Consider the following 22,385-nt stretch of genomic DNA (forward strand, 5'->3'; position numbering starts at 1 on the left):
TCGCGCGGACGGTCGGTGGGTCGGCGGGGTGGGACCCTCGACCATCGACGCAGGTCAGAGGGCGAGGTGGACGGGGCCGCTGCCCTCGGCCGGGGCGGCCGAGCAGATCAGCGCCTCGTCGTCCGCGTGGGGGGCCGTGGGCGCCTTCGCGTAGGTGACGGCGCCTTTCAGAAGCTTGGTCCTGCAAGTGCCGCAGGTTCCGGTCCGGCAACTGAACTCCGGGCTGAGGCCACGCGCCTCGGCGAGTTCGAGCAGCGTTCCGGCTTCGGGCGTCCAGCGCGCCTCCTTCGAAGAATTCAGGAAGGCGACCGGGACCGGCTCCGTCGAGGCAGGCGGCAGCTTGGCCGCCTCGGCATCGGCAGGCACGCTCCGGATGAGCGACGAGGGGCCGAAGGTCTCGGCGTGGATGCGGTCGTCGTCGACGTTCAAGCCGCGCAGCCCGTCGTAGAGCGCCTGCGTGAAGGCGGTCGGACCGCAGAGGTAGAAGTCGTAGTCGCCGAACGGCAGCACGTGGGCGAGCAGCGCCACGTCGATCCGGCCGGCGACGTCGTAGTCGACGCCTTCCACGGCATCCCCGGGCGCGCTCAGCACCCGCACGACCTTCACCGCGCCCTGGGCCGCACCCACGAGCTCAGCCACTTCCCGGTCGAACGGACGCTCCTCCTTGGAGCGGGCCGCCTGGATCAGGGTGGTCGGCCGGATGCCCCGGGTGCGCAGGCCCTCGTAGACGACGTGGCGCAGCATCGCGAGGAGCGGCGTGATGCCGATGCCGCCGGCAAGCAGCACGGCCGGCCGCTTGGCGCGGGCGTCGATGGTGAAGCCGCCGGCCGGCGCCCGCGCCTCGACCACGTCCCCGACCCGCAGCGTGTCGTGGAGGTGCCCGGACACGGCGCCGTCGCGCTTGACGCTGATGCGGTAGACCGCGTCCGAGGGCGCGACGGACAGCGTGTAGGTGCGGATGACCGGCTTGTCCGCGCCGGGGAGCGCCACGCGGATGGGCAGGTGCTGCCCCGCCTGGTGCGGGATGAGCCCGGACCCGTCCGTAGGCTGGAGATGGAAGGAGCGGATCGCGCGGCTCTCGTCGACGATCCTCGTGACCGTGAACGGACGCCATTGCGTCGCCAGTTCCGCGGCCCGGAGCCGGTCGGCGGCCTCGCGCCAGTCGCCGGTCATCAGGGAGTTCGGCGACCAGCCATCTGCCCGAAAGGACCAGCGCAGGGGCAGCGCGCCCCGCCGCCACACGACCCGGCGGGGCCGGAACGTCCAGAGCCGCTCGGCGCCCTGGAAGGCGGCGATCTCGGGCGAGGACAAGATGACCTCGGCGTCGCCGGTCATCTGCAGGAGATCGCCAGTCTCGAAGTCGGCGAAGACGAGGCCGGCCTTGCCGTTCAGGAGGATGTTGCCGAGGGTGGCGAAGAAGAGGTTGCCGGCGAAGTCGGGGATGGTGAGCGTGCCGTCGGCGGCGACCCGGACGAAGCCCTCCTTGCCGCCCCGGTGCGAGACGTCGACCTGGCGGCGGTCGTCGCGCTCGGCGTAGGAGGCGACGAAGAAGGTGTCGGCGGCCTCGATCATGGCGCGCGCACCGGCGTCGAGCATGGCGCTCTCCTCGACGGAGCCCGGGAAGGGCAGCTGCGGGTCGCGGACGAAGGTGAGGTCGCGCAGTTGGATGTACTGGGGACAGTTGCCGAAGCTCTGGTCGACGGCGAAGCGTATGACGCCGTCCGACATCGAACGGATTAGGCCGTTGACGCGGTTGCGGCGGCGGGTGTGCAGCTCGATCCCGAGGAGGCCGAGCGCGTCGCCGTCGCGCAGGCCCGCGCTCGCCGGGTCGCTCGGGTCGGGGCGGGCCGCGATTTCCAGGGCCGTCGGGCCGGGGGAGCCGATGAAGCCGGGAGCCCCCGCGATCAGGGTCGCCCAGGCGTCGCCCTGCGGGTCGACGGTGCCGGCCACGATGAAGGGGACCTGCTCGTAGAAGGCGCGGTGCTGGTCGGGCATGAACGCGCGCACGACGCGCCGGCCCACGTCCTCCATGCGCTCGGCGACGCCAACCTGCTGCTGGATGGCCGTCTCGCCCGGGTGCCAGGTCGAGAGCTTCGTCATCGTCGTACCGTCGCTCATGGTGCTCTCCCATCCATTCCGGTCGGGCGCACCCAGCGGTGCGCCCGGACCCGCGCGGTCACGCGGCGGCGTTGAGGCCTGCCGGCGTCTGGACGAACGGGACGAAGCCCGGCAGGGCCTCGATCCGGCGAAGGTACGCGTTGACGGTGGGGTAGCCAGACAGGTCGACGTTGCCTTCGGGCGCGCGCGCCAGGTAGCTGTAGAGCGCGATGTCCGCGATGGTGGGGCGCTCGCCGACCAGCCAATCACGCCCGGTGAGATGTGCCTCCACGCGACCGAGCAGCGTGTGCGCCCGACCGATCACCTCCTCCGGGTTGAACTTGGCGCCGAACACGGTCACGAGCCGCGCGGCGGCCGGGCCGTAGGCGAGTTCGCCCGCCGCCACCGAAAGCCAGCGCTGCACGGCGGCCTCGCCCGCCGCATCCTCCGGCAGCCAGTCGGTCCGCCCGAGCTTGCGCGCCACGTAGACGAGGATGGCATTCGAATCGGAGATGACGGTGCCGTCGTCGTCGAGGACCGGGACCTGCCCGAACGGGTTGAGGGCCAGGAACTCGGGCCGCTTGTGCGCACCGGCCTTCAGGTCGACCTCGATGGCCTCGTGGGGCACGCCGAGCAGCGAGAGGAACAGGCGCGCCCGGTGCGCGTGGCCCGAGAGGGGATGGTGGTAGAGCTTCATGACCGCGTTCCCTGTTTGCCGGCCCGGGTGAAGCCCCGAACCGCAGGGACAAGGTGCCCCGGTGGAAGCACGGCGAGAATGCTCGCCCTTGGCAGTTCATTGTTGTCTGGAGTGGAATAATCCAGGTTGGGGGGGGGGGGAGCCGGTCATCACCGTGCGGTCGGTGTCCGGCCCCTCCAGACCGTTACGCCTGCCCCTTCGCAGCCAGGAAGCCGGCGTAGTTGTTGCCGGCGAAGGGAAGGTGGCCGCCCATTAGCTTGGCGTGCGCCTCGCCGGTGGCGGACTGCCAATGCGCCAGAAGCTCGGCGCCGACCGCGACCCAGTTGATCGGAACGATGCCGGCCTGGACCATCCGGGTTATGGCCGCGTCCTCGACGAGCTTGCTCCAGGTGCCGGAGGCGTCGACGACCGCGTAGACCTCGTAGCCGGCATCCTTCGCCGACAGGGCCGCGAAGGCCACGCAGACGTCCGTCGAGATGCCGGCGATCAGGAGCTTCCTGCGGCCGGTCGCCTTCACGGCGGCGGCGAAATCGGCGTTGTCGAAGGCGTTGATCTCGCCGGGCCGGTGCACGACGGCGGCGTTCGGCAGGCCCTGTGCCACGACCGGCATGATCGGGCCGTTCGGGCCGTCCGAGGCGCTGGTCGTGATCACGGCCGGCAGGCCGTAGACCTGCGCGATGGTCACGAGCGCCTTGACGTTGTTCTGGAAGTCCGCGGGCGACTGGGTCTGCACGCCGTTGGCGAGCCCCGTCTGATGGTCGACGAAGAGCACGGCGGCGTTCTCGGCGGTCAATCTCTCGTAGGACATGGCATTTTCCTTTGATGGGGCGGGTCCGCTCCGGAGCCGCCTGACACCACGAAGATGCCGTCCCGTGTCCGGCGCCACTAGCCGTCTCTCCAGGCACTCTGCGTCCCTAAATACGGGACGCCGAAAACGGGATCGCCTCCTCGGGCGGACATACGCACGACACGCCGAAGCGGCTCACCGGCCGAGGCGCTCGATCAACAGCTCTGTCAGGGCTTGTACCTTGCGCGACGGGTGCTGCCCGGGCGGCCGCACGACGAACATGCCGATGGAGGGAAGGGCGTATCCCGGCATGATCGGCACCAGTGAGCCGGCGGCCACGTAGGGCTCCGCGATGACGTCGGGCAGCGCGGTGATGCCCGCGCCGGCGGCCGTCGCCTCCGCGATGGCCACGGCGCTGTCCGCTCGAAAGCGGCCCGTCGGGCGGACCGTGAACGACTTGCCCCCGGCGCTGAACATCCAGGTCTCCGTGCCGATCATCACGGCCGGGTGTCCGGGCACGTCCTCCGGCGTCTCGGGCACGCCGCGCTTGGCGATGTAGTCGGGGCTCGCGAACAGCCGGACCGAGAAGGACCCGATGCGGCGTGCAACGAGGTTCGAATCCGCCAGGTAGCCGACCCGGATGCCGCAATCGAAGCCTTCGGTGACGAGGTCGACATAGCGGTCGCTGTAGCGGCAGTTGATCTGCAGCTGAGGGTGGCGTCGGGTGAGTTCGGCGATGGCCGGAGCGAAGTGCGTCGGGCCGAAGGTGAAGGGCACGGCGACCCGCAGGAGGCCACGGAGCTCGCCGCCGACGGAGATCGCCTCCATGGCGGCGTCCACCTCCGCGCAGACCCGCGCGGCGTGCTCCCGGAACGTCGTGCCCGCCTCGGTCAGGGCCGCGCCCCGGGTGGTGCGGGCGAGGAGCTGGGTGCCGAGCTCGGCCTCCAGCCTCAGAAGCCGCCGGCTGACAATCGATTTCGCCAGGTTGAGACGGCGGGACGCCGCGGACACCCCGCCGGCGTCGGCTACCTCCACGAAAGTCCTCAGGTCATCGACGTCCATGTGCGTTCCGCTTCCCGGGACGGAGCTTGCCCGAAGCGAACGATACCGTTCCTCCCACGACGACGATACGTTCCGGGGCAAGGATGCTTACCGAGAAAGGAATAGGATCATGGACGCGACCAAGCTCAAGCGCGGCGACCGGAAAGGCGATCCGGCCCGGGGCTTCGCCGTCGAGGTCATCTACCCTGGGCTGAGCCTTGGAGGCGGGGACAGCGGCCTGGGCGCCATCGGGCGAATCGACCGCGCCACCGTGGCACCGGGGCACGTCATCGGGATGCACCCACACCGCGACGACGAGATCCTGACCTACGTCCGGGCCGGCCGGATGCTGCACCGGGACACAGTCGGCAACACGGAGGAGATCACGGCGACGCGGCTTATGATGATGGGTGCCGGCCACACCTTCCAGCACGAGGAGCGGATGCTCGACTCCGGATCGGTCGAGGCGTTGCAGATCTTCCTGCGGCCGAGCGTGTCCGACCTCGAACCGAAGGTCCAGTTCCACGAGTTCGGGGAGGCTGTCAGCCGCGGCGCCTGGCGTCTCCTCGCGGCACCTGAGGGCGCGCCGCTGGAGGTTCGCGCGCAAGCTTGGGTCTCAGACGCACACGTCCCGGCTGGTTCCGGGCTGCCATTGCCTCCGCTTCCGACGCCCGATGCGGTTCGACTGCTGCACGTCTTCGGCGGCGTCGTCGAAATCGGAGGCTTGACGGTGCTGAAGGGCGAGACGGTGTACCTGTCCGGGGACGTTGGGAGCGTGAGGGCCGGATCCGATGCCGACCTCGTCCTCTTCGCGACCGACCCGGGTGCGCCGGTGTTCCGGGGTGGCATGTTCAGCGGAAACATACTTGCTCGGTGATCCGCCCGACCTGCGGTAAGTCGCTTGCCGCCTATCGGCATCTTCTTCGTCGATCAGGGAGAACCAGTCCGGTGAAGTGAGCGGATGGTGGCATGGCCGCTGTATGGAATCCCGCTTAATGTGCCCGAACCTGTTGATGAACGGACCGCCCGGGGCGGGCAAGTCGATGCTCGCCGCGCGCCTGCCCTCGATCCTGCCGCCGCTGGCCCCGCGCGAACTCCTCGAAGTCTCGATGATCCAGTCGGTGGCGGGCGAACTGAAGGGCGGCGCGCTCTCGAACCGGCGCCCCTTCCGGCAGCCGCACCATTCCGCCTCCATGGCGGCCCTGGTCGGCGGCGGCATCAACGCCCGCCCGGGGGAGGCCTCGCTCGCCCATGGCGGCGTGCTGTTCCTCGACGAATTGCCGGAGTTCACGCCCCAGGTGCTCGATTCGCTGCGCCAGCCGATGGAGACCGGGACGATCATGATCGCGCGGGCCAACCATCGGGTGACCTATCCGGCCCGATTCCAGCTCGTGGCGGCGATGAATCCGTGCCGCTGCGGACAGGCTCTGGAGCCGGGCTATGCCTGCCGGAAAGGCCCGAACGAGCGCTGCGTCGCCCAGTACGGCGCGCGCATCTCCGGCCCGCTCCTCGACCGCATCGACCTGCGCATCGAGGTCGGCGCGGTGACGGCCGCCGACCTGATCCTGCCGCCGCCCCCGGAGGGGTCGGCCGAGACGGCGGCCCGTGTCGCGGCCGCCCGCGCGCTGCAGACCGCGCGCTACGCCGCCTACGATCCGGAGCGCTCGTTCACCAACGCCACCTGCCCACCCCCGGTGATCGAGGCGGTGGCCGCGCCGGACCCGGAGGGCGCCGCCCTGATCCGCTCGGCCGCGGAGACCATGCGGCTCTCGGCGCGCGGCTTCCATCGGACCCTGCGCGTCGCCCGCACCCTGGCCGACCTCGACGGCGAGGCCCGCGTCCGCCGCATCCATCTGGCCGAGGCCCTGTCCTATCGCGGACGGGCGGAGCAGCCCGCCGCGGCCTGACCTCAGGCGGCGGGAAGCGCCTGGGAGACCTCGTGCCGCCGCCGATGCCGGATCAGCGAGAGGGTCAGGCCCGAGAGGGTGAGCAGGTCGCAGGTGAGCCCGAAGACCGAGCCGACGAGGCCGTTATGGACGGCCCAGCACAGGCTGGCGCCGAGGAAGAGCCGCCGCATGCCCTGCGGATCGCCCTGCAGGCGCGCGGCCGTCGCCAGGAGGGCGCCGAGCCCGGCACAGGCCGAGGGCCACCCGCTCCAGGTCGCGAGGGTCAGTCCGGCCGCGACCAGGGTCGTCGCGGCGAAGAGCGGGGCCACCCAGGCGGCGCGGCCCCCGGGCCCGATCGCCCGTGCCGAGACGAGGTTCTGCAGCAGGGCGATGGCGCACATCGCCGTGCCGGTGAGGGCGCCGAGATGCAGGTAGTGCAGGCCGAAGGCGGTGGCGCAACCGGCCGAGGCCAGGAGCATTCCGCGCCGGTTCGGCATGATCCCGGCGGCGAAGCCCAGGAGCAGGCCGAGGGTTCCGAAAAGGTCGAGATGAGGGTTTGCCGCGGCCCAGCCGATCTGAGCCCACTCGATGACGATCATGGTCCGCGCCCGGTCGGCGCAGACGCGCGCCGCACTCGACGCAGGCGCTAGGTCGTCAGGGTAACCGGCTGGTTAACGCGCGTTTCCAGGCGCCGGACCTGTCGTCCGGGTGCAACGGCGGACGGCCGGGGCCGCCCGCCGGCGGGCTTTACTCCGCGGCCTGGCGTGCCGCGTAGCCGAGGCGGCCGTTGAGTTCCTCGATCAGCTTCACGGCGGCCTCCGCGATGACGGTGCCGGGCGGGAAGATCGCCGAGGCTCCGGCGGCATGGAGCGCGTCGTAGTCGCCGGGCGGGATCACGCCGCCGATGACGATCATCACGTCGCCGCGGCCCTGCTCCGTCAGCGCCGCCTTCAGCTCGGGCACCAGCGTCAGGTGGCCGGCGGCCAGGGACGACACGCCGACGATGTGGACGTCGTTCTCCACCGCCTGCCGTGCGGCCTCGGCGGGGGTCGCGAAGAGCGGCCCGATATCCACGTCGAAGCCGAGATCGGCGAAGGCGGAGGCGATGACCTTCTGGCCGCGGTCGTGACCGTCCTGGCCCATCTTGGCGACGAGGATGCGCGGGCGGCGCCCGTCGTTCTCTTCGAAGGTCTCCACGAGCTTGCGAACGGTCTCGACCACCGGCGACATGCCACCCACCTCCCGCTTGTAGACGCCCGAGATCGAGCGGATCTCGGCCCGGTGACGGCCCCAGGCCTTCTCCAGGGCATCCGAGATCTCGCCCACCGTGGCCTTGGCCCGCGCCGCGTTCACGGCGAGTTCGAGGAGGTTGCCCGTCCCCTGCGCCGCCGCCGTCAGCGCCGCCAGGGCCGCGTCGACATCGGCCTGGTTGCGCTCGGCGCGCAGGCGCTTCAGCTTGTCGATCTGCAGGGTGCGGACGTTGCCGTTGTCGACGCGCATCAGTTCGATGGCGCGGTCGTCGTCGGGCTTGTACTTGTTGACGCCCACGATGGTCTGGCGGCCGGAATCGATCCGGGCCTGGGCGCGGGCGGCCGCCTCCTCGATGCGCAGCTTCGGGATGCCGGCCTCGATGGCCTTGGCCATGCCCCCGAGCTCGTCGACCTCGCGCAGGTGCTCCCAGGCGCGGGCGACGATGTCCTGCGTCAGCTTCTCCACGTAGTAGGAGCCGCCCCACGGATCGACGATGCGGGTGGTGCCGCTCTCCTGCTGCAGGAAGAGCTGGGTGTTGCGGGCGATGCGGGCCGAGAAGTCGGTGGGCAGTGCCAGGGCCTCGTCCAGCGCGTTGGTGTGCAGGGACTGCGTGCCCCCTTGGGTGGCCGCCATCGCCTCGATGCAGGTGCGGGTGACGTTGTTGAACACGTCCTGCGCGGTCAGCGACCAGCCCGAGGTCTGGCTGTGGGTGCGAAGCGGCAGCGACTTGTCGCTCTTCGGCTCGAACTCCTTGACGAGCTTGGCCCAGATCAGGCGCGCAGCCCGCATCTTGGCGATCTCCATGAAGAAGTTCGTCGAGATGGCCCAGAAGAACGACAGGCGCGGGGCGAACTGGTCGATGGTCAGGCCGGCGGCGAGACCCGCCTTGATGTACTCGACCCCGTCGGCGAGCGTGTAGGCGAGCTCGAGGTCGTTCGTCGCCCCGGCCTCCTGCATGTGGTAGCCGGAGATCGAGATGGAATTGAACTTCGGCATGTTCTTCGACGTGTAGGCGAAGATGTCACCGATGATCCGCATCGAGCCCGCAGGCGGGTAGATGTAGGTGTTGCGGACCATGAACTCCTTGAGGATGTCGTTCTGGATCGTGCCGGCGAGCCTCTCCGGCGGCACGCCCTGCTCCTCGGCCGCGACGATGTAGAGGGCGAGGATCGGCAGCACCGCGCCGTTCATCGTCATCGACACGGTCATCTCGTCCAGCGGGATGCCCGAGAACAGCGTCCGCATGTCGTAGATCGAATCGATCGCGACGCCGGCCATGCCGACATCGCCCGAGACGCGGGGGTGGTCGGAATCGTAGCCGCGGTGGGTGGCGAGGTCGAAGGCCACCGACAGGCCCTTCTGCCCGGCGGCGAGGTTGCGCCGGTAGAACGCGTTCGAATCCTCGGCCGTGGAGAAGCCGGCATATTGCCGGATCGTCCAGGGCTGGGTCACGTACATCGTCGGGTAGGGGCCGCGCAGGTAGGGCGCCACGCCCGGATAGGTGTCGAGGAACTCGATGCCGTCGCGATCCTCCGGTCCGTAGACGCCCTTCACCGGAATGCCTTCCGGCGTCATCCAGGGCTCGCCCGTCGGCGGTACCGGGGCCGGAACGGCATCGGCCGCGTAGGGAACGGTCGCGAAGTCGGGGATGCGAGACGTCATGGGCTCTGGCTCGTGCGGCGGCAGCGTGCCTGCATTATAGGTACGCGCCCGGTCTGGGCTACTCCTAACCGGACTTGGCCGCGAAGGGGCCGGCAAAACCGTCACTTTCGCGCAAGCGGCCGGAAAATCTTTTCGGGCCGCACCCAAAACTTTCTTGTCGGACGCGCCTACTCGGCGGCCATCCGGGAGGGGGCGAGGCCCTGGACCTCGGCGGCGACGGCGCTCACGACGCTGCGCAGGTGCCAGACCAGTTCCGAGAAGCCCGGGGTGATCGCGAGGGTCGCCTCGTTCATGTACAGGCCCCGGTTGATCTCGATCTGCAGGGCGTGCCGCTCGACGTTCGGCTCGCCGTAATGCTCGGTGATGAAGCCGCCCGCGTAGGGCTTGTTGCGCAGGACGCGGTAACCGCGGGCGCGCAGGTGGTGCTCGAAGGCGTCGATCAGGATCGGCGCGCAGGCGGTGCCGAAGCGGTCGCCCAGGACGATGTCGGCCCGCGCCGCCTCGTCGCGCCCGAGGCTCGACGAGGGCATCGAGTGGCAGTCGATCAGGATGGCGTGACCGAACTGGCGCGCCGTGCGCTGGATCAGGCCGCGCAGGGTGCGGTGATAGGGCTTGTAGAGGGTCTCGATCCGCTCGACCGCGGCCTCCAACGGCAGGCGTCCGCGATAGATCTCCTGCCCGTCGGCGACGAGGCGCGGGATGGTGCCGAGGCCCCCGGCCACCCGCATGGAGCGGGTGTTGGCGAAGGCCGGCAGGCGCCCGTCGAACATGCGCGGGTCGAGTTCGTAGGGCTCGCGGTTCACGTCGAGGAAGGCCCGGGGAAAATGCGCCCGCATCAGGGGCGCCCCGAGGTCGACCACCGGTGCGAACAGCCGGTCGACATGCGCGTCCTCCGAGCGCCGCAGTGCGAGCCCGTCGAGGCGCGAGGCGGCGAGGAAGGCCGGCGGATAGACCGCGCCGGAATGCGGCGTGTTGAAGACGAAGGGGAGGGTGTGCGCCGTCGGCTCGTCCACCGTGAAGGGTGGATCGAAGGCGGCCGCTCCGGTCGCGTCGGGGGTCTGGAACGGCTCTGTCATCGCGGCGCGGGCGCCTCGGTGCGGACGGGACAACGCATCCGCTCACTTTGCGTTTTGCCGACTGGCCTGTCCAGCATCTCGAGCGCCTCGGGAGGCCCCCGGTGGTGCCGTGGGACACCTGGCCCGGACGGGCCGGCAACGTTCTGTTTACCAAGCCGGTGCTTTGTGGAAAGAACACATCGAATCAAAGGTACGGGACGCTGCTCGATGAAGATCCTCCTGGCGGAAGACGACAACGACATGCGCCGCTTCCTGGCCAAGGCGCTGCAGAACGCGGGCTACGACGTCCTGTCGTTCGACAACGGCCTCTCGGCCTATAATCGCCTGCGCGAGGAGCCCTTCGAGCTGCTCCTGACCGATATCGTGATGCCCGAGATGGACGGGATCGAGCTGGCGCGGCGCGCCACCGAGCTCGACCCCGACATCAAGGTGATGTTCATCACCGGCTTCGCCGCCGTGGCCCTGAACCCGGATTCGAAGGCTCCGAAGGACGCCAAGGTGCTGTCGAAGCCGTTCCACCTGCGTGATCTCGTCAACGAGGTCGAGAAGCTCCTGGCCGCCTGAGCGTAACGCCCGCCGCCCCCGCCGAATCGAGGCAGTAGGAAGAGCCCGCCGGCTCGCCTATATGCTGATGGGATTGGGATGGGGCGCGACGACGATGAAGCCGGTCACGATCTATACAACCGCGTGGTGCCCGTACTGCTCGGCGGCCAAGAGCCTGCTGCGCGACAAGGGCATCGCTTTCACCGAGATCGACGTCGAGAAGACGGCCGGCTCGCGCACCGCCATGGTCCAGCGTGCCGGCGGCCGCACGAGCGTGCCGCAGATCTTCGTGGGTGACGCCCATGTGGGCGGCTGCGACGACCTCTACGCCCTCAACGGTGCCGGCAAGCTCGACGCGCTGGTCGCCGCATGAGCGACGCACCCACCTTCACCGCCGCCTGCGTCCAGATGCGCTCGGGCCGCGATCCCCTCGCCAACCGCGACGCCGCCGTGGCACTGGTGCGCGAGGCGGCGAGCGCCGGGGCGCACTACGTCCAGACGCCCGAGATGACCTCCCTGGTGGAGCGCAGCAAGGCGAGCCTGTTCGAGAAGGTGACGTCGCAGGACGACGACCCCACGCTGGCGGCCCTGCGCGAGGTCGCGCGCGAGCGCGGCATCGTGATCCAGATCGGGTCGCTCGCCGTGCGCAACGGCGACAAGGTCGCCAACCGCGCCTTCCTGATCGATGCCGAGGGCGTGATCACGGCCTCCTACGACAAGCTTCACCTCTACGACGTCGACCTGCCGAACGGCGAGCGCTGGCGCGAATCCGCGACCTATACCGGCGGCGCCTGCGCCGTCGTCGCCGAGACGCCGTGGGCGCCCATCGGCCTCGCCATCTGCTACGACATCCGCTTTCCCGCCCTGTACCGGGCGCTGGCCGAGGCGGGCGCCACCCTCCTGACCGCCCCGGCCTGCTTCACCAAGCAGACGGGCGAGGCGCACTGGCACGTGCTGCACCGGGCCCGCGCCATCGAGACCGGCTCGTTCATGATCTCGGCGGCACAGGGCGGCCACCACGAGGATGGGCGCGACACCTACGGGCACTCCCTCATCGTCGATCCCTGGGGCCGGGTCCTGGCCGACGCGGACGGGGCCGAGCCGGGCGTGATCCTGGCCGAGATCGACCTTTCCCGCGTCGCCGACGCCCGCGCCCGCATCCCGACCCTGCAGCACGCCCGGCCCTTCACGATCGAGCGGGTGGGCCGCCCCGCCTGATCCCGCCCGCGCAACCGTCGCGAAACCCCTGTCCCATGATCCGCTACACCCTCGTCTGTGAGGCCCGGCACGGCTTCGAGAGCTGGTTCCCGTCGAGCGATTCCTTCGACGCGCAGGCCGCGCGCGGCCTCGTGGCCTGTCCGGTCTGCGGCTCGGCCCAGGTCGGCAAGAGCATGATGGCGCCCTCCGTCGCCCGCACGGATCGCGGGAACCGTGCGCCGCCGGCGCCGGCCGAGGCGGCGTCGACGGCCAGCCTTCCCGCCGTCGCCCTGCAGCCCATACCGCAACCCATGCCGCAGCTGGTGCCCACCGAGCCCGAGCGGCGCCTGCGCGCCCTGATGCGAGCCTTGCGCGCGGAAGCCACGCGAAACGCCGACGACGTCGGGACGCGCTTCCCCGAGGAGGCGCGCCGGATCCACTATGGCGAGACCGAGATCCGCGCGATCTACGGCGAGGCGAGCCTGGAGGAGGCCCGCGCCCTCGTCGACGAAGGCATCGCGGTGGCCCCCCTGCCGCCGGCCTCCGACGACCGGCACTGAGCCTCAGCGCTTCAGCGCGGCCGTGCCGGCGATCGACGCGAGCAGGAAGCCGATGAGCGCGTTCCAGCCCGCGAGGGAGATGCCGAACAGGCGCCACGCCGCGGTGGAGCAATCGGCCACCCGCGTGGTCTGGAGAGCGTTCAGGAAATCGCCGACATCGGCCGGGTTGGCACCCGTGCCGCCGCCGCAATCGGTGGGACCGGCCCACAGGCTCCATTCCGCACCGGCGTGATAGACGCTGAGGCCGGCCCCGTAGAGCAGGCCGAGGGCGGCGAGGCCGAGGACGAGGCGCGCGCTCCAGGCCGGCAGGAACAGGCCGAGCAGGGCCAGCGGAACCGCCGCGTAGTAGGGAATCCGCTCCTGCAGGCAGAGCTTGCACGGCACGTAGCCGAGGCCCCACTGGAAGGTCCAGGCTCCGGCGAGCGTCAACAGGGACCCGACGAGGACGAGAAGGGCGGCGCGGCGCAGGCGCAGGAGCGAAGCGTAGTCCATGCCAGAAAAGCACCTTGTCTACAGGAGCACCTTGAACAGCACGAAGCCGAGGACGATCACCGCGACGGAGATCGCCGCCACCACGTTGAGGTGCCGGTCGAGCACCCCCCGGATCTGAACGCCGTAGCGGCCGAGAAGTCCCGCCAGGATGAAGAATCGGGCGCCCCGCGTCAGCAGCGACAGCACCACGAACCAGAACAGGTCGTAATGGGCGAAGCCCGAGGTGATGGTCACGAGCTTGAACGGGATCGGCGTCAGGCCCTTCAGCAGGATCACCCAGTGCCCGTACTGGGCATAGGACGCCTGGAAGGTCTCGGCCTTGTCGGAGAGGCCGTAGACCCGGAACACCCATTGCCCGACCGAGTCGAAGAGCAGGGCCCCGATGGCGTAGCCGACGAGGCCGCCGGCGACGGAGGCCAGCGTGGTGATGAGGGCGTAGAACCAGACCCGGTCCGGCCGGCTCACGGCCATCGGCACCAGCATCACGTCCGGCGGCACCGGGAAGAACGAGCTCTCGGCGAAGGCCACGGCCCCGAGGGCGTAGGGCGCGGAGGGCTTGCCCGCGAGCGCGAGGATCCACTCGTAGAGGCGACGGATCATGAAGGGTCCGGGAAGGCTGGAAGGCGGGAAGGCAGGGCCGAGCCCTTTGATCATACGTGGCCGTCCCTGGCGAGCGCCCGCATATCGCAGTGCGAAGAAAACGCCACTGGCCGAATCCGGGAAGGTGTGCGATGACGCGAACGCTGCGGGCGTGGTGGAACTGGTAGACGCGCCGGACTCAAAATCCGGTTCCGCAAGGAGTGTCGGTTCGATTCCGACCGCCCGCACCATCCCTCCTTCCCTGAGCCTGATCGGCGCCTACGCCTGATCGTCAGTCGCGGCTCGCCGCCCCCTGGCGCTCCTTGACCCGCCGGACTTCCGCGAGCTGCCTGCGCAGGATCAGGAGGGCGTCCTCCTCCGCGGGGGTGAGGTGATCCAGACGGATGTGGCGCAGCAGAACCTCGAGCGCATCGCCGATCCGACCCAGCTGGCGGCCGTAGCTGCCCACGTCGTCGAAGATCTTCTGCTCCAGTTCAGGATTCGGCGTGTGGCCGAGGTCGATGTTGACCAGGCCGACCTGCGCGCCCTGCTGGTAGAACGTCCACGGATTGATCGATTGCCAGAGCTTGTCGGGGGCGATGGAGAACTGAGCGCTGCGCTGCATGGGGGACTCCCGCGATCCGATTCGCCCGAGGCTAGATCGACGTGCGGGGATTAGCCTAGCCCGGCCGGGATCGCCCCGCGAGGAAGCGCCGGATCCATCCGCCGACCCGCGCGCCGTCGCTCGGCGCATCGAGGGAGGCGAGGGCCCGCGCGCGCAGGGCCTCGTCGAGTTCGCCCGGGCGGTGGCCCGCGACGAGGGCGCGGGCGTAGTCGCGTTCGAATTCCGGATGAAACTGGAACGAGACGGCGCGCCGGTCGGAATAGGCGAGGATGCCGTGCGGCGTGAAGCCGTTGCCCGCCAGCGTCCGGCTCGCCGGCGGCGCCTCGATCACCTGGTCCTGGTGGATGGCGGGCGCGGCGACCTCCGGATCCGCATCCATCCAATCCGCCGTATGCGCGATGCGATAGACATGCAGGCCGATCCCCCAGCCCTTGTCCGACTTCTCGACCCGCCCGCCGAAGGCGGTCGCCATGACCTGATGCCCGAAGCAGATCCCCACGAGGGGCTTCTCCGGATCGAGGCCGCGCAGGTACGCGATCAGCGTGCCGATCCAGGGCAGAGGATCGTAGACCCCGGCGGGCGAACCGGTGACGAGGGTGGCGTCGAAGGCGTCCGGATCGGCGGGCCAGTCACCGCGATTGACCGAAAACACCGTGAGATCGGGCCCGGAACCGAGGCGGTCGGCCGTCATCCGGCCATAGCCCGGGTAGCGGCCGGCGAGCCGCTCCGGCGGGGTGCCGGCTTCGAGGATCGCGATTCTCATGGGCGGCATCCGGGTCGGGTGGACATCGGGCCTCCGGGCCTGGCGCGAGCGTCCGTCGAGGCGGTTCGCGGAACGTCGGCTCGCCGACACGCCGAGTCCGGAGGCCGGCCGTCGCAGCCCCGGTCGCGACCGTCGATCGCCTACCCCTTAAGGGCCGCCAGGGTGTGCGCCACGAGCGCATTGGCATGGCCATGGCCCATCGCATGATCGGTCTTGAGCATGGCGACCAAGTCCATGTGCTTGGCGGGAAGCCGCTTTCGCAGCAGTTCCTGCCATTCCGCGACCGGTCGCCCGTATGTCTTCTCGATCGACGGGAAGTAGGAGGCGGGTCCCTTGATCGGTCCGTCGCTCATGGCGGTCGTGGCTCCGGGAGATGCGCTGGCCCGTTTAGCCCCCTCGGCATTCTGGATCGTCGGTCTCGTTTTGGAAATGGCGCGCGCCGCCAGGCCGAAGCCCGCTCCCGCCCGAACCCGATTTCGGGCCGCTCCCGAAGGCGCCGGGTCTCTGACGGCGAAGGGGCTCGCGCGGCGCGGCAGGGTCATCGGGATCGCGGTGACGAAGCAGGTCTCCGCCACACCCCGGCGCTGCCGCGTGAGGAGGGCGCAGGGGAAGCCGAGGCCGGTCCGCCCGGCGTTGCGATCAGGCGGTGCTGGCGCGCGGCCGCAGGCGGCGCCAGGGTTTGCGGGCAGCGGGCTCGGGCGCCTTCGTCCGGATGTCCATCGGATTGCCGCGCCAGACGATGGCGCCGCGCATCCAGGCGCCGATCCAGAGGAACGGGATCAGCGCGTCACGGATCAGGAAGGCGAGGAGGAGCCGGGGATGCCGGTACCAGCGCGCCCGGGCGGCCAAGACGATCTCCGCCCCGTACCACAGTCCCGTGAGCCCCAGGAGAAGGACCGCCAGTGCGAGGGAGGGCGCGGCCGCGAGGGCGAGGGCGAAGGGCAGGAGCGGTCCGCAGCCGATCTCGGGGGCGAAGAACAGCGGGAAGGTGACCCGCCGGAGCCGCGCCCAGCGCAGTTGCCGCGACCAGATTTCGGACAGCGTGCGGCGTCCGAGGGGCTGGTCGAAGGGCGCGGCCACGAGGTGGACCCGGGCGCCCGCCGTGCGCACGAGCTTGGTCGCCGCGGCATCCTCGGCGATCTCGGCCGCCAGCGCCCGGATGCCGCCGCGCGCCTCCAGGAAGGGCTTGTGCCAGAGCATGCTCTTGCCCTGGGCGAAGCCGAGGCCGAGGGCCTCGCCGGTATATTGCCAGCGCGCCTGCAGGGTGTTGAGGAAGGCGCATTCCACCACGGCGAACAGGCCGGAGGGACGCGCGCCGATCGGCGTCGAGCAGACGAGGCCGGTATCGGGGCGCCAGGCCGCCTGCAATTGCTGCAGGTAGTCCGGCGGCATCGCGACGTTCGAGTCGGCGAGCACCACCCAGTCGTGACGGGCCGCCTCCCAGCCACGCACGCAGTTGTTGAGCTTGGGGTTGTCGCTGATCCGCTCGTCGCCGACGATCAGGCGGGCGGGCACCCGCGGATGCGCCGCCATCAGGCGCTCCAGGAGGGGAACGATGGGATCGGCCCCGTCGGCCACGCAGAAGATCAGCTCGTAACGGGGATGGGCCAGCTGGAAGCCGCGGGTCAGCAGTTCCTCGCTGAAGGCCTCGATGCCGCAGACCGGCCGCACCAGGGAGACCGGGGCGTCCTTCGGGAAGACCGACGCGCCGTTGCGCCGTCCGATCCGCAGGGCCGCCACCATGATGCCGACGAGGTTGACCAGCGTCAGGGCGACGCACAGCCCCAGGGCAACGGCGGCGCCCGGCTCCGACAGCTCCCGCAACGCCTGATCCCACATTCGCGACGTCTCCCGCTCGCGAGGCTCCAAGAACGCCGCCGGACGCGGGTTGGACACCGCGTCGCGTCTCCGGCTGCACAGCGCCCCTAACAGCCGCGCTGCTTCAGTCGTATGACAGCCTCGGACGACGAGGGGGACGTGCGTGGCGGGACCGGCGCAGGTGGCGATCGTGGGGGCCGGGATGGCGGGGGCGAGCGCGGCGCGCCGGCTCCACGAGGCCGGCCTCTCCGTCGCGGTGTTCGACAAGGGCCGGCAGCCCGGCGGCCGCATGGCGAACCGCCGAGACCGCGAGACCGGTCTCAGCTTCGACCACGGCGCGCAGGTGATGCGGGCGCACGGCCCCGCCTTCCGCCGCCGCCTCGACGACTGGAAGTCCCGCGGCCTCGTGGCGCCCTTCGACACGGACGGCACCGTCACGGCCGTGCCCGACATGACCGCGCCGGTGCGCGACCTTCTCGCCGGCCTCGACGTCCGCGCTGGCCGGACCGTCACCGCCCTGGCCCGGACGGAGCACGGCTGGCGGGTCGCCCTGGCGGAAGCGGAGGCGGACAGGGTGTTCGACGCGGTGGTCCTGACGGTGCCCGGCCCGCAGGCCCTGCGCCTCCTCGCGGCGAGCGGGTGCGCGCTGTCCGGCGTCGAGCGGGCGCGCTACGCGCCCTGCTGGTCGCTAATGCTGGCCTGCGCGGCGGAGCCGTCCGTCCCGGGCGACGTCCTGCGCCCCGCGACCGGACCCATCGCCGCGCTGTTCCGCGAGGGCGTGAAGCCCGGACGTCCGGAGGCGCCGCCGGCCTACACCATCCACGCCACGCCCGCCTGGTCGAAGGCCCATCTCGAGGAAACCCCCGAGGCGGTGCGGGCGAGCCTCCTCGCGGCCCTCGGCGAGCTCTTCGGCGGCCCCGTCACGCCCCTCCAGGCCCGCGCCCATCGCTGGCGCTACGCCCTCGTCGAGGAGACCTGCGGCGCGCCCTGCCTCTACGATCCGGTCCAGCGCCTCGGCTATGCCGGCGACGGCTGCCTCGGGCCGCGGATCGAGGCCGCCTACGACAGCGGGCTCGCCCTGGCGGAGCGGCTGATCGCGGATCTGGCCTGAGCGCATCACGATGAGCCCGTCAACATGAGCCTGCCCATCGTCTTCCATCCGGCCTACGAGGCGTCCCTGCCGGAGGGACACCGCTTTCCCATGCGCAAGTACGGGCGCCTGGCCGAGCTCCTGGCCGAACAGGGGCTGGCCCCGGACGGCTTCGCGCGGCCCGAGCCCGCCGGGGCCGACCTTCTCGCCGCCGCCCATGACCGCGCCTACGTGGAGGCCGTGCTCGCCCTCGACGTCGCGCGCGAGATCGAGCGCAACATCGGCCTGCCGGTGGGCGCCTCCGTCGTCGCCCGTTCCTGCGCCTCGGTGGGCGGAACCCTGCTGGCGGCCCGCCTGGCCCTGGCCCACGGCCTCGCCGGGAGCACCGCCGGCGGCAGCCACCATGCCCGGCGCGAGTCCGGTGCCGGCTTCTGCATCTTCAACGACGTCGCGGTGGCCGCCCGCACCCTGCATGCGGAGGGCACCATCGCGCGCGCGCTCGTGGTCGATTGCGACGTCCACCAGGGCGACGGCACCGCCGATTGCCTGAGCGGGACGCCCGACCTCTTCACCCTGTCGATCCATGCCGAGAAGAACTACCCGACGCGCAAGATCGCCGGCGACCGGGATGTCGGGCTGCCCGACGGCGTCGACGATGCCGGATACCTTGCGGTGCTGGCCGCCCATGTCGGGCCGCTGCTCGACGCGCTGCGCCCCGACATCGTGTTCTACAATGCCGGGGTCGATCCCCACCGCGACGACCGGCTCGGGCGCCTCGACCTCACCGATGCGGGCCTGCTGGCGCGCGACCGCTTCGTCGTCGGCGAGGCGCACCGGCGCGGCATTCCGTTCGTCGGGGTCATCGGCGGCGGCTACTCCACCGACATCGACGCCCTCGCGGCCCGCCACGCCCTGGTCTTCTCCGCCATGGCCGAGCGGGCGACCTGACCGACAGCCCTGGCGATCCGGTCGGTCCGGCCCGCCGCTAGGAGTCCGGCAGCGCCGCGTGACGCGCGACGATCCGGTTGATCATCTGGCCGAGCTGCTCGGCGGAATAGGGCTTGTGCAGGAGCTCGAAGCCGTGCGCGTCCTCCTGGGCGAGGATGTGGCTGTATCCGGAGGCGAGCAGCACCGGCAGGTCCGGCCGGCGCCGCCGCAACTCCTGCGCCAGGGCGACGCCCCCCATGCCGGGCATGACCACGTCCGAGACCACGATGTCGAAGGGCGCGGCAGCGCCCTCGATGTCCGCCAGCGCGCTCTCGGCATCGGTGTGCCAGATCGGCAGGTAGCCGAAATCCTCCAGGATCTGCCGCGCGAAGCGTCCGACCTCGAGGTTGTCCTCGACGAGGAGCACGCGCAGCCCGTGCCCGGACACGGCGGGACGCTCGACGGCGGAGACCGTCGGCGCCGATCGATGCGCCGCGACGGCCGGCAGGTAGAGCGTGAAGGTCGTTCCGGCGCCCACCGTGCTCGTCACCGCGATGTCGCCGCCCGACTGCTTGGCGAAGCCGAAGACCTGGGACAATCCGAGGCCGGTGCCCTTGCCCACCGCCTTGGTGGTGAAGAAGGGCTCGAAGATCCGGTCGAGATGGTCCGCCGGGATTCCGCTCCCCGTGTCGGTGAGGGAGATCGCCGCGAACCGGCCGGCGCTGCCGCCGGGCTTGCGCGGGTGCGGCAGGGAGGCACGGCATTCGAGCCGGATGGTCAGGGTGCCCCGCTCCTCCATGGCGTCGCGGGCATTGACGGCCATGTTGATCAGGGCGGTCTCGAACTGGCCGAGATCGGCGCGGATGTGACAGGTCTCGTCGGGCAGCTCGGTGACGATGCGGATGCGGGCGCCCGCCACCGTCTCCAGCAGCTCCGCGACGCGCACGAGCCGCGCCCGGACATCGAACACCTCGGGCTTGAGTGCCTGCCGCCGCGCGAAGGCGAGCAACTGCCCGGTCAGCCGGGCGGCCCGGTCGACGGTCTCGGACACCGCGTCGAGGTAGCGGCTCCGGCGCGCCTCGGGCAGGTCCGGCCTGCGCAGGAAATCGACGGAGGAGCGGATGATGGTGAGAAGGTTGTTGAAGTCGTGGGCGACCCCGCCGGTGAGCTGACCCACCGCCTCCATCTTCTGCGCCTGGCGCAGGGCCTCGTGGGTCTGCTCCAGCTCCGCCGTGCGCCCGGCGACGCGCTCCTCGAGGGTCGCGTTCAACTCGCGCAGGGCAGCCTCCGCCTCCGCCTGCGCATGAGCCGACCAGGTCCGCGCCGCGACCTCCGTGGTCAGCCGCACCTCCGCGTCGGTCCAGTGGCGCGGCTCGGCGGCGTGCACGTAGAACACGCCGCCGAGGGACACGACGCCGGATTCCTCGCCCCGCATCATCGGAGCCACGATCAGCGCCCGCGTGCCGATGCTGTCCCAGGTGTCCTGGAACCCCGCCTGCGCGGTCCGGGGATCCGTCCGACAATCCGCGACCACCAGGGTCCGCCCCTGCCGCAGCTCCGCGACCAAGGCGGGCCCGAAGGCCTCGATCACCCGGGCCTCGCCGGCCAGCGACGCCATCCGGCCGTCGCTCCAGTCGCGCTCGACCGCGACGACCTCGCCCCCGCTCCGGAGATGTCCGTAGCCGGCCCGTCCGGCGCCGAGATGCGCGCCGAGGCTGGCCGCGGCGATCATCGTGATCTCCAGCGGCGTGGCCGCCCTCCGCAGGCGGTCCCCGAGGGCGATCTGGAAGAGCAGGTGGCCCTCGGCGGCCTTGCGCGCGGTGATGTCGATGACCGTGCCGAGCGCCCGGACGCAGCGCCCGGTCTCGTCGAACACGCCCCGGCCCTTCGCCGCCACCCAGCGCACCACCCCGTCGTGGCGGCCGACGGTGCGGTACTCCACGTCGTAGCTGGCGCGCAGGGCCGGATCGAGGGCCGAGGCGAAGGCCGCACGGGTGGCCGCGAGGTCCTCCGGGTGCAGGCCGGCCTCGAAGTCGCCGAGGGTCACCGGCGTTTCCGGGGGGAGGCCGAACATCGCCTTCGTCCGGTCCGACCAGATCAGCGTGTCCGCGACCGGATCGAGGTCCCAGGTTCCGACCTCCGCCGCCTCCGTGGCCAGCCGCAGCTGCTCCTCGCGCCGCTGCAGGCGCATCTCGGCCCGCTTGCGGTCGTGGATGTCCTCGACCACGCCGTACCAGCGCAGGATCGTGCCGTCCTCGGCGCGCCGCGGGTAGGCCCGGGCGCGCATCCAGCGATGCTCGCCCGTGGCGAGGCGGATGCGGTAATCGACGTCCACCGGCTCCCCGGAGGCGAGGCAGGCGCCGAACACGGCCAGGGTCCGCGGCAGGTCCTCGGAATGGACCGCCCGGGTCCAGCCGTCGCCCAGGGGCTCGCCGGGGGCCTGTCCCGTCAGGCTGAGCCAGCGCGTCGCGTAGGAGGTGATGTTGCCGGCGGGATCGCAGGTCCAGGGAACCTGGGGATTCAGCTCGACCGCGTGCCGGTAATGGTCCTCGCTCTCGCGCAGGGCCGCTTCGCCGAGCACACGGTCAGTCGTCTCCGCCGTGACGCAGAACAATCCGTTGACCGCACCGGCATCGTCGTAGACCGGCGAGTAGGTGAAGGACCACCAGCTCTCCTCCGCCCGGCCCGCCCGCGCGAGGTCGAGCTTCATGTCGGTGAGGGTGCGGGACTCGCCGGCGAGGGTGGCCTCGACCAGCGGGCCGATCTCGTCCCAGATGCTGCCCCAGACCTCGCGGAACGGACGGCCGAGGGCGTGCGGCAGGCGATAGCCCAGGATCGGCCGGTAGGGGTCGTTGTAGAAGCAGAGCAGGTCGGGCCCCCAGGCCAGGAACATCGGCCGGGGACAGGCGAGCATCAGGGCCAGCGTGTTGCGCAGGGCCGGCGGCCAGGCCTCCGGCGGGCCGAGTGGCGTCCCGGCCCAGTCGTGCATCCGGATCTCGGCGCCGGAGACGCTGCCCGCGTCGAGGAACGCCAGGGAACGGGTCACGCGCCGTGCGATCCGGATCGATCGCTCCGCTTCGGCATCTCGGCTGTTCGGCGGATCGATTTCGGGAGGCCGGTTGGCATGGCCATGGCATAGCGCCGCCGCGCCGAATCGTACAGCGACCGTCCGGTCCCGCACCGAACGGGCCGCCCCGAGCCGGCGGCCTCGCGCCCCGCCCCGGTGACATCGGTCCCGCTGTCGGGCCGGGAACCGGCGACGGCCATCGTCGCGATGCGAAGGCGGTGTCGGTG

At 71.1% G+C, this 22,385-nt stretch carries 21 protein-coding genes, 1 tRNA gene and 1 pseudogene; 9 read left to right on the forward strand and 14 right to left on the reverse strand.

Annotated features, from left to right (window positions below; all coding sequences use genetic code 11):
* Window positions 1-54: 54 nt before the first annotated feature.
* The 4 genes from ASF49_RS01805 to ASF49_RS01820 form a co-directional block, all read right to left on the reverse strand.
* Window positions 55-2,118, reverse strand: a complete 2,064-nt coding sequence (locus tag ASF49_RS01805; protein WP_056466743.1) for a 2Fe-2S iron-sulfur cluster-binding protein — start codon at window positions 2,116-2,118, stop codon at window positions 55-57.
* Between the two features lie 58 nt (window positions 2,119-2,176).
* Window positions 2,177-2,794, reverse strand: a complete 618-nt coding sequence (locus tag ASF49_RS01810) for a glutathione S-transferase family protein (RefSeq protein WP_056466746.1) — start codon at window positions 2,792-2,794, stop codon at window positions 2,177-2,179.
* 184 nt (window positions 2,795-2,978) lie between these two features.
* Window positions 2,979-3,602: an isochorismatase family protein gene (locus ASF49_RS01815; RefSeq protein WP_056466749.1), complete on the reverse strand. Its 624-nt coding sequence runs from the start codon at window positions 3,600-3,602 to the stop codon at window positions 2,979-2,981.
* Window positions 3,603-3,776: 174 nt separating this feature from the next.
* Window positions 3,777-4,643 carry a LysR family transcriptional regulator gene (locus tag ASF49_RS01820; protein WP_056466752.1) on the reverse strand — a complete coding sequence of 289 codons (867 nt, stop codon included), beginning with the start codon at window positions 4,641-4,643 and terminating at the stop codon, window positions 3,777-3,779.
* A 109-nt stretch (window positions 4,644-4,752) separates the two neighbouring features.
* On the opposite strand from ASF49_RS01820, the gene ASF49_RS01825 reads away from it, so the two are divergent.
* Both ASF49_RS01825 and ASF49_RS01830 read left to right on the forward strand, forming a co-directional pair.
* Complete coding sequence (locus ASF49_RS01825; RefSeq protein WP_056466754.1) at window positions 4,753-5,499, forward strand: pirin family protein; 747 nt, start codon at window positions 4,753-4,755, stop codon at window positions 5,497-5,499.
* A 127-nt stretch (window positions 5,500-5,626) separates the two neighbouring features.
* Window positions 5,627-6,529, forward strand: a pseudogene (locus ASF49_RS01830) (YifB family Mg chelatase-like AAA ATPase); the annotation flags it as partial.
* Between the two features lie 2 nt (window positions 6,530-6,531).
* Here ASF49_RS01830 and ASF49_RS01835 read toward each other — a convergent pair.
* The 3 genes from ASF49_RS01835 to ASF49_RS01845 form a co-directional block, all read right to left on the reverse strand.
* Window positions 6,532-7,107, reverse strand: coding sequence for a YgjV family protein (locus ASF49_RS01835; protein WP_056466757.1), 576 nt, complete (start codon window positions 7,105-7,107; stop codon window positions 6,532-6,534).
* A gap of 148 nt (window positions 7,108-7,255) precedes the next feature.
* The gene (gene scpA / locus ASF49_RS01840) at window positions 7,256-9,421 is read right to left on the reverse strand and encodes a methylmalonyl-CoA mutase (protein WP_056466760.1); all 2,166 of its coding nucleotides are present in this window, start codon (window positions 9,419-9,421) and stop codon (window positions 7,256-7,258) included.
* Window positions 9,422-9,588: 167 nt separating this feature from the next.
* A complete protein-coding gene (locus ASF49_RS01845; RefSeq protein WP_056466763.1) occupies window positions 9,589-10,497 on the reverse strand; it encodes an N-formylglutamate amidohydrolase in 909 nt (302 codons plus the stop codon).
* 207 nt (window positions 10,498-10,704) lie between these two features.
* Here ASF49_RS01845 and cpdR point away from each other — a divergent pair, with 207 nt between their 5' ends.
* The 4 genes from cpdR (at window position 10,705) to ASF49_RS01865 (ending at window position 12,797) form a co-directional block, all read left to right on the forward strand.
* Window positions 10,705-11,061 (forward strand): cell cycle two-component system response regulator CpdR, encoded by a 357-nt coding sequence (cpdR, locus tag ASF49_RS01850; RefSeq protein WP_003603128.1) that lies wholly within the window; start codon window positions 10,705-10,707, stop codon window positions 11,059-11,061.
* Window positions 11,062-11,155: 94 nt separating this feature from the next.
* Window positions 11,156-11,413 (forward strand): glutaredoxin 3, encoded by a 258-nt coding sequence (grxC, locus tag ASF49_RS01855; protein ID WP_056466766.1) that lies wholly within the window; start codon window positions 11,156-11,158, stop codon window positions 11,411-11,413.
* Entirely contained in the window at window positions 11,410-12,258 is an 849-nt protein-coding gene (locus tag ASF49_RS01860) for a carbon-nitrogen hydrolase family protein (protein WP_056466769.1), read from the forward strand. The genes grxC and ASF49_RS01860 overlap by 4 nt, the downstream gene beginning before the upstream one ends.
* 35 nt (window positions 12,259-12,293) lie before the next feature.
* Window positions 12,294-12,797, forward strand: coding sequence for a DUF1178 family protein (locus tag ASF49_RS01865; RefSeq protein WP_056466773.1), 504 nt, complete (start codon window positions 12,294-12,296; stop codon window positions 12,795-12,797).
* A gap of 3 nt (window positions 12,798-12,800) precedes the next feature.
* Here the strand turns inward: ASF49_RS01865 and ASF49_RS01870 are convergent, their stop codons facing one another.
* Both ASF49_RS01870 and ASF49_RS01875 read right to left on the reverse strand, forming a co-directional pair.
* Window positions 12,801-13,289 (reverse strand): disulfide bond formation protein B, encoded by a 489-nt coding sequence (locus ASF49_RS01870; RefSeq protein WP_056466775.1) that lies wholly within the window; start codon window positions 13,287-13,289, stop codon window positions 12,801-12,803.
* Between the two features lie 18 nt (window positions 13,290-13,307).
* The gene (locus tag ASF49_RS01875) at window positions 13,308-13,889 is read right to left on the reverse strand and encodes a YqaA family protein (protein ID WP_056466778.1); all 582 of its coding nucleotides are present in this window, start codon (window positions 13,887-13,889) and stop codon (window positions 13,308-13,310) included.
* Between the two features lie 145 nt (window positions 13,890-14,034).
* Between ASF49_RS01875 and ASF49_RS01880 the strand changes: the two genes are divergently transcribed.
* A tRNA-Leu gene (locus tag ASF49_RS01880) sits at window positions 14,035-14,119 on the forward strand.
* A 41-nt stretch (window positions 14,120-14,160) separates the two neighbouring features.
* Here ASF49_RS01880 and ASF49_RS01885 read toward each other — a convergent pair.
* From ASF49_RS01885 to ASF49_RS01900, 4 genes are all read right to left on the reverse strand, one after another.
* Entirely contained in the window at window positions 14,161-14,493 is a 333-nt protein-coding gene (locus tag ASF49_RS01885) for a hypothetical protein (protein ID WP_056466781.1), read from the reverse strand.
* Window positions 14,494-14,548: 55 nt separating this feature from the next.
* Entirely contained in the window at window positions 14,549-15,256 is a 708-nt protein-coding gene (locus ASF49_RS01890; RefSeq protein WP_056466784.1) for a glutamine amidotransferase-related protein, read from the reverse strand.
* Between the two features lie 140 nt (window positions 15,257-15,396).
* The gene (locus ASF49_RS01895) at window positions 15,397-15,609 is read right to left on the reverse strand and encodes a DUF4287 domain-containing protein (RefSeq protein ID WP_056466787.1); all 213 of its coding nucleotides are present in this window, start codon (window positions 15,607-15,609) and stop codon (window positions 15,397-15,399) included.
* A gap of 286 nt (window positions 15,610-15,895) precedes the next feature.
* The gene (locus tag ASF49_RS01900) at window positions 15,896-17,080 is read right to left on the reverse strand and encodes a ceramide glucosyltransferase (protein ID WP_243214329.1); all 1,185 of its coding nucleotides are present in this window, start codon (window positions 17,078-17,080) and stop codon (window positions 15,896-15,898) included.
* 157 nt (window positions 17,081-17,237) lie between these two features.
* On the opposite strand from ASF49_RS01900, the gene ASF49_RS01905 reads away from it, so the two are divergent.
* Both ASF49_RS01905 and ASF49_RS01910 read left to right on the forward strand, forming a co-directional pair.
* Window positions 17,238-18,185 carry an NAD(P)/FAD-dependent oxidoreductase gene (locus tag ASF49_RS01905; protein ID WP_243214327.1) on the forward strand — a complete coding sequence of 316 codons (948 nt, stop codon included), beginning with the start codon at window positions 17,238-17,240 and terminating at the stop codon, window positions 18,183-18,185.
* Window positions 18,186-18,209: 24 nt separating this feature from the next.
* Window positions 18,210-19,112, forward strand: a complete 903-nt coding sequence (locus ASF49_RS01910; RefSeq protein ID WP_056466792.1) for a histone deacetylase family protein — start codon at window positions 18,210-18,212, stop codon at window positions 19,110-19,112.
* A 37-nt stretch (window positions 19,113-19,149) separates the two neighbouring features.
* Here ASF49_RS01910 and ASF49_RS23450 read toward each other — a convergent pair whose 3' ends face one another.
* On the reverse strand, window positions 19,150-22,137 hold the full coding sequence (locus tag ASF49_RS23450) for a PAS domain-containing protein (protein ID WP_056466795.1): 2,988 nt from the start codon (window positions 22,135-22,137) through the stop codon (window positions 19,150-19,152).
* Window positions 22,138-22,385 lie beyond the last annotated feature (248 nt).

Source organism: Methylobacterium sp. Leaf104 (genome assembly GCF_001422885.1).
Lineage (GTDB): Bacteria > Pseudomonadota > Alphaproteobacteria > Rhizobiales > Beijerinckiaceae > Methylobacterium.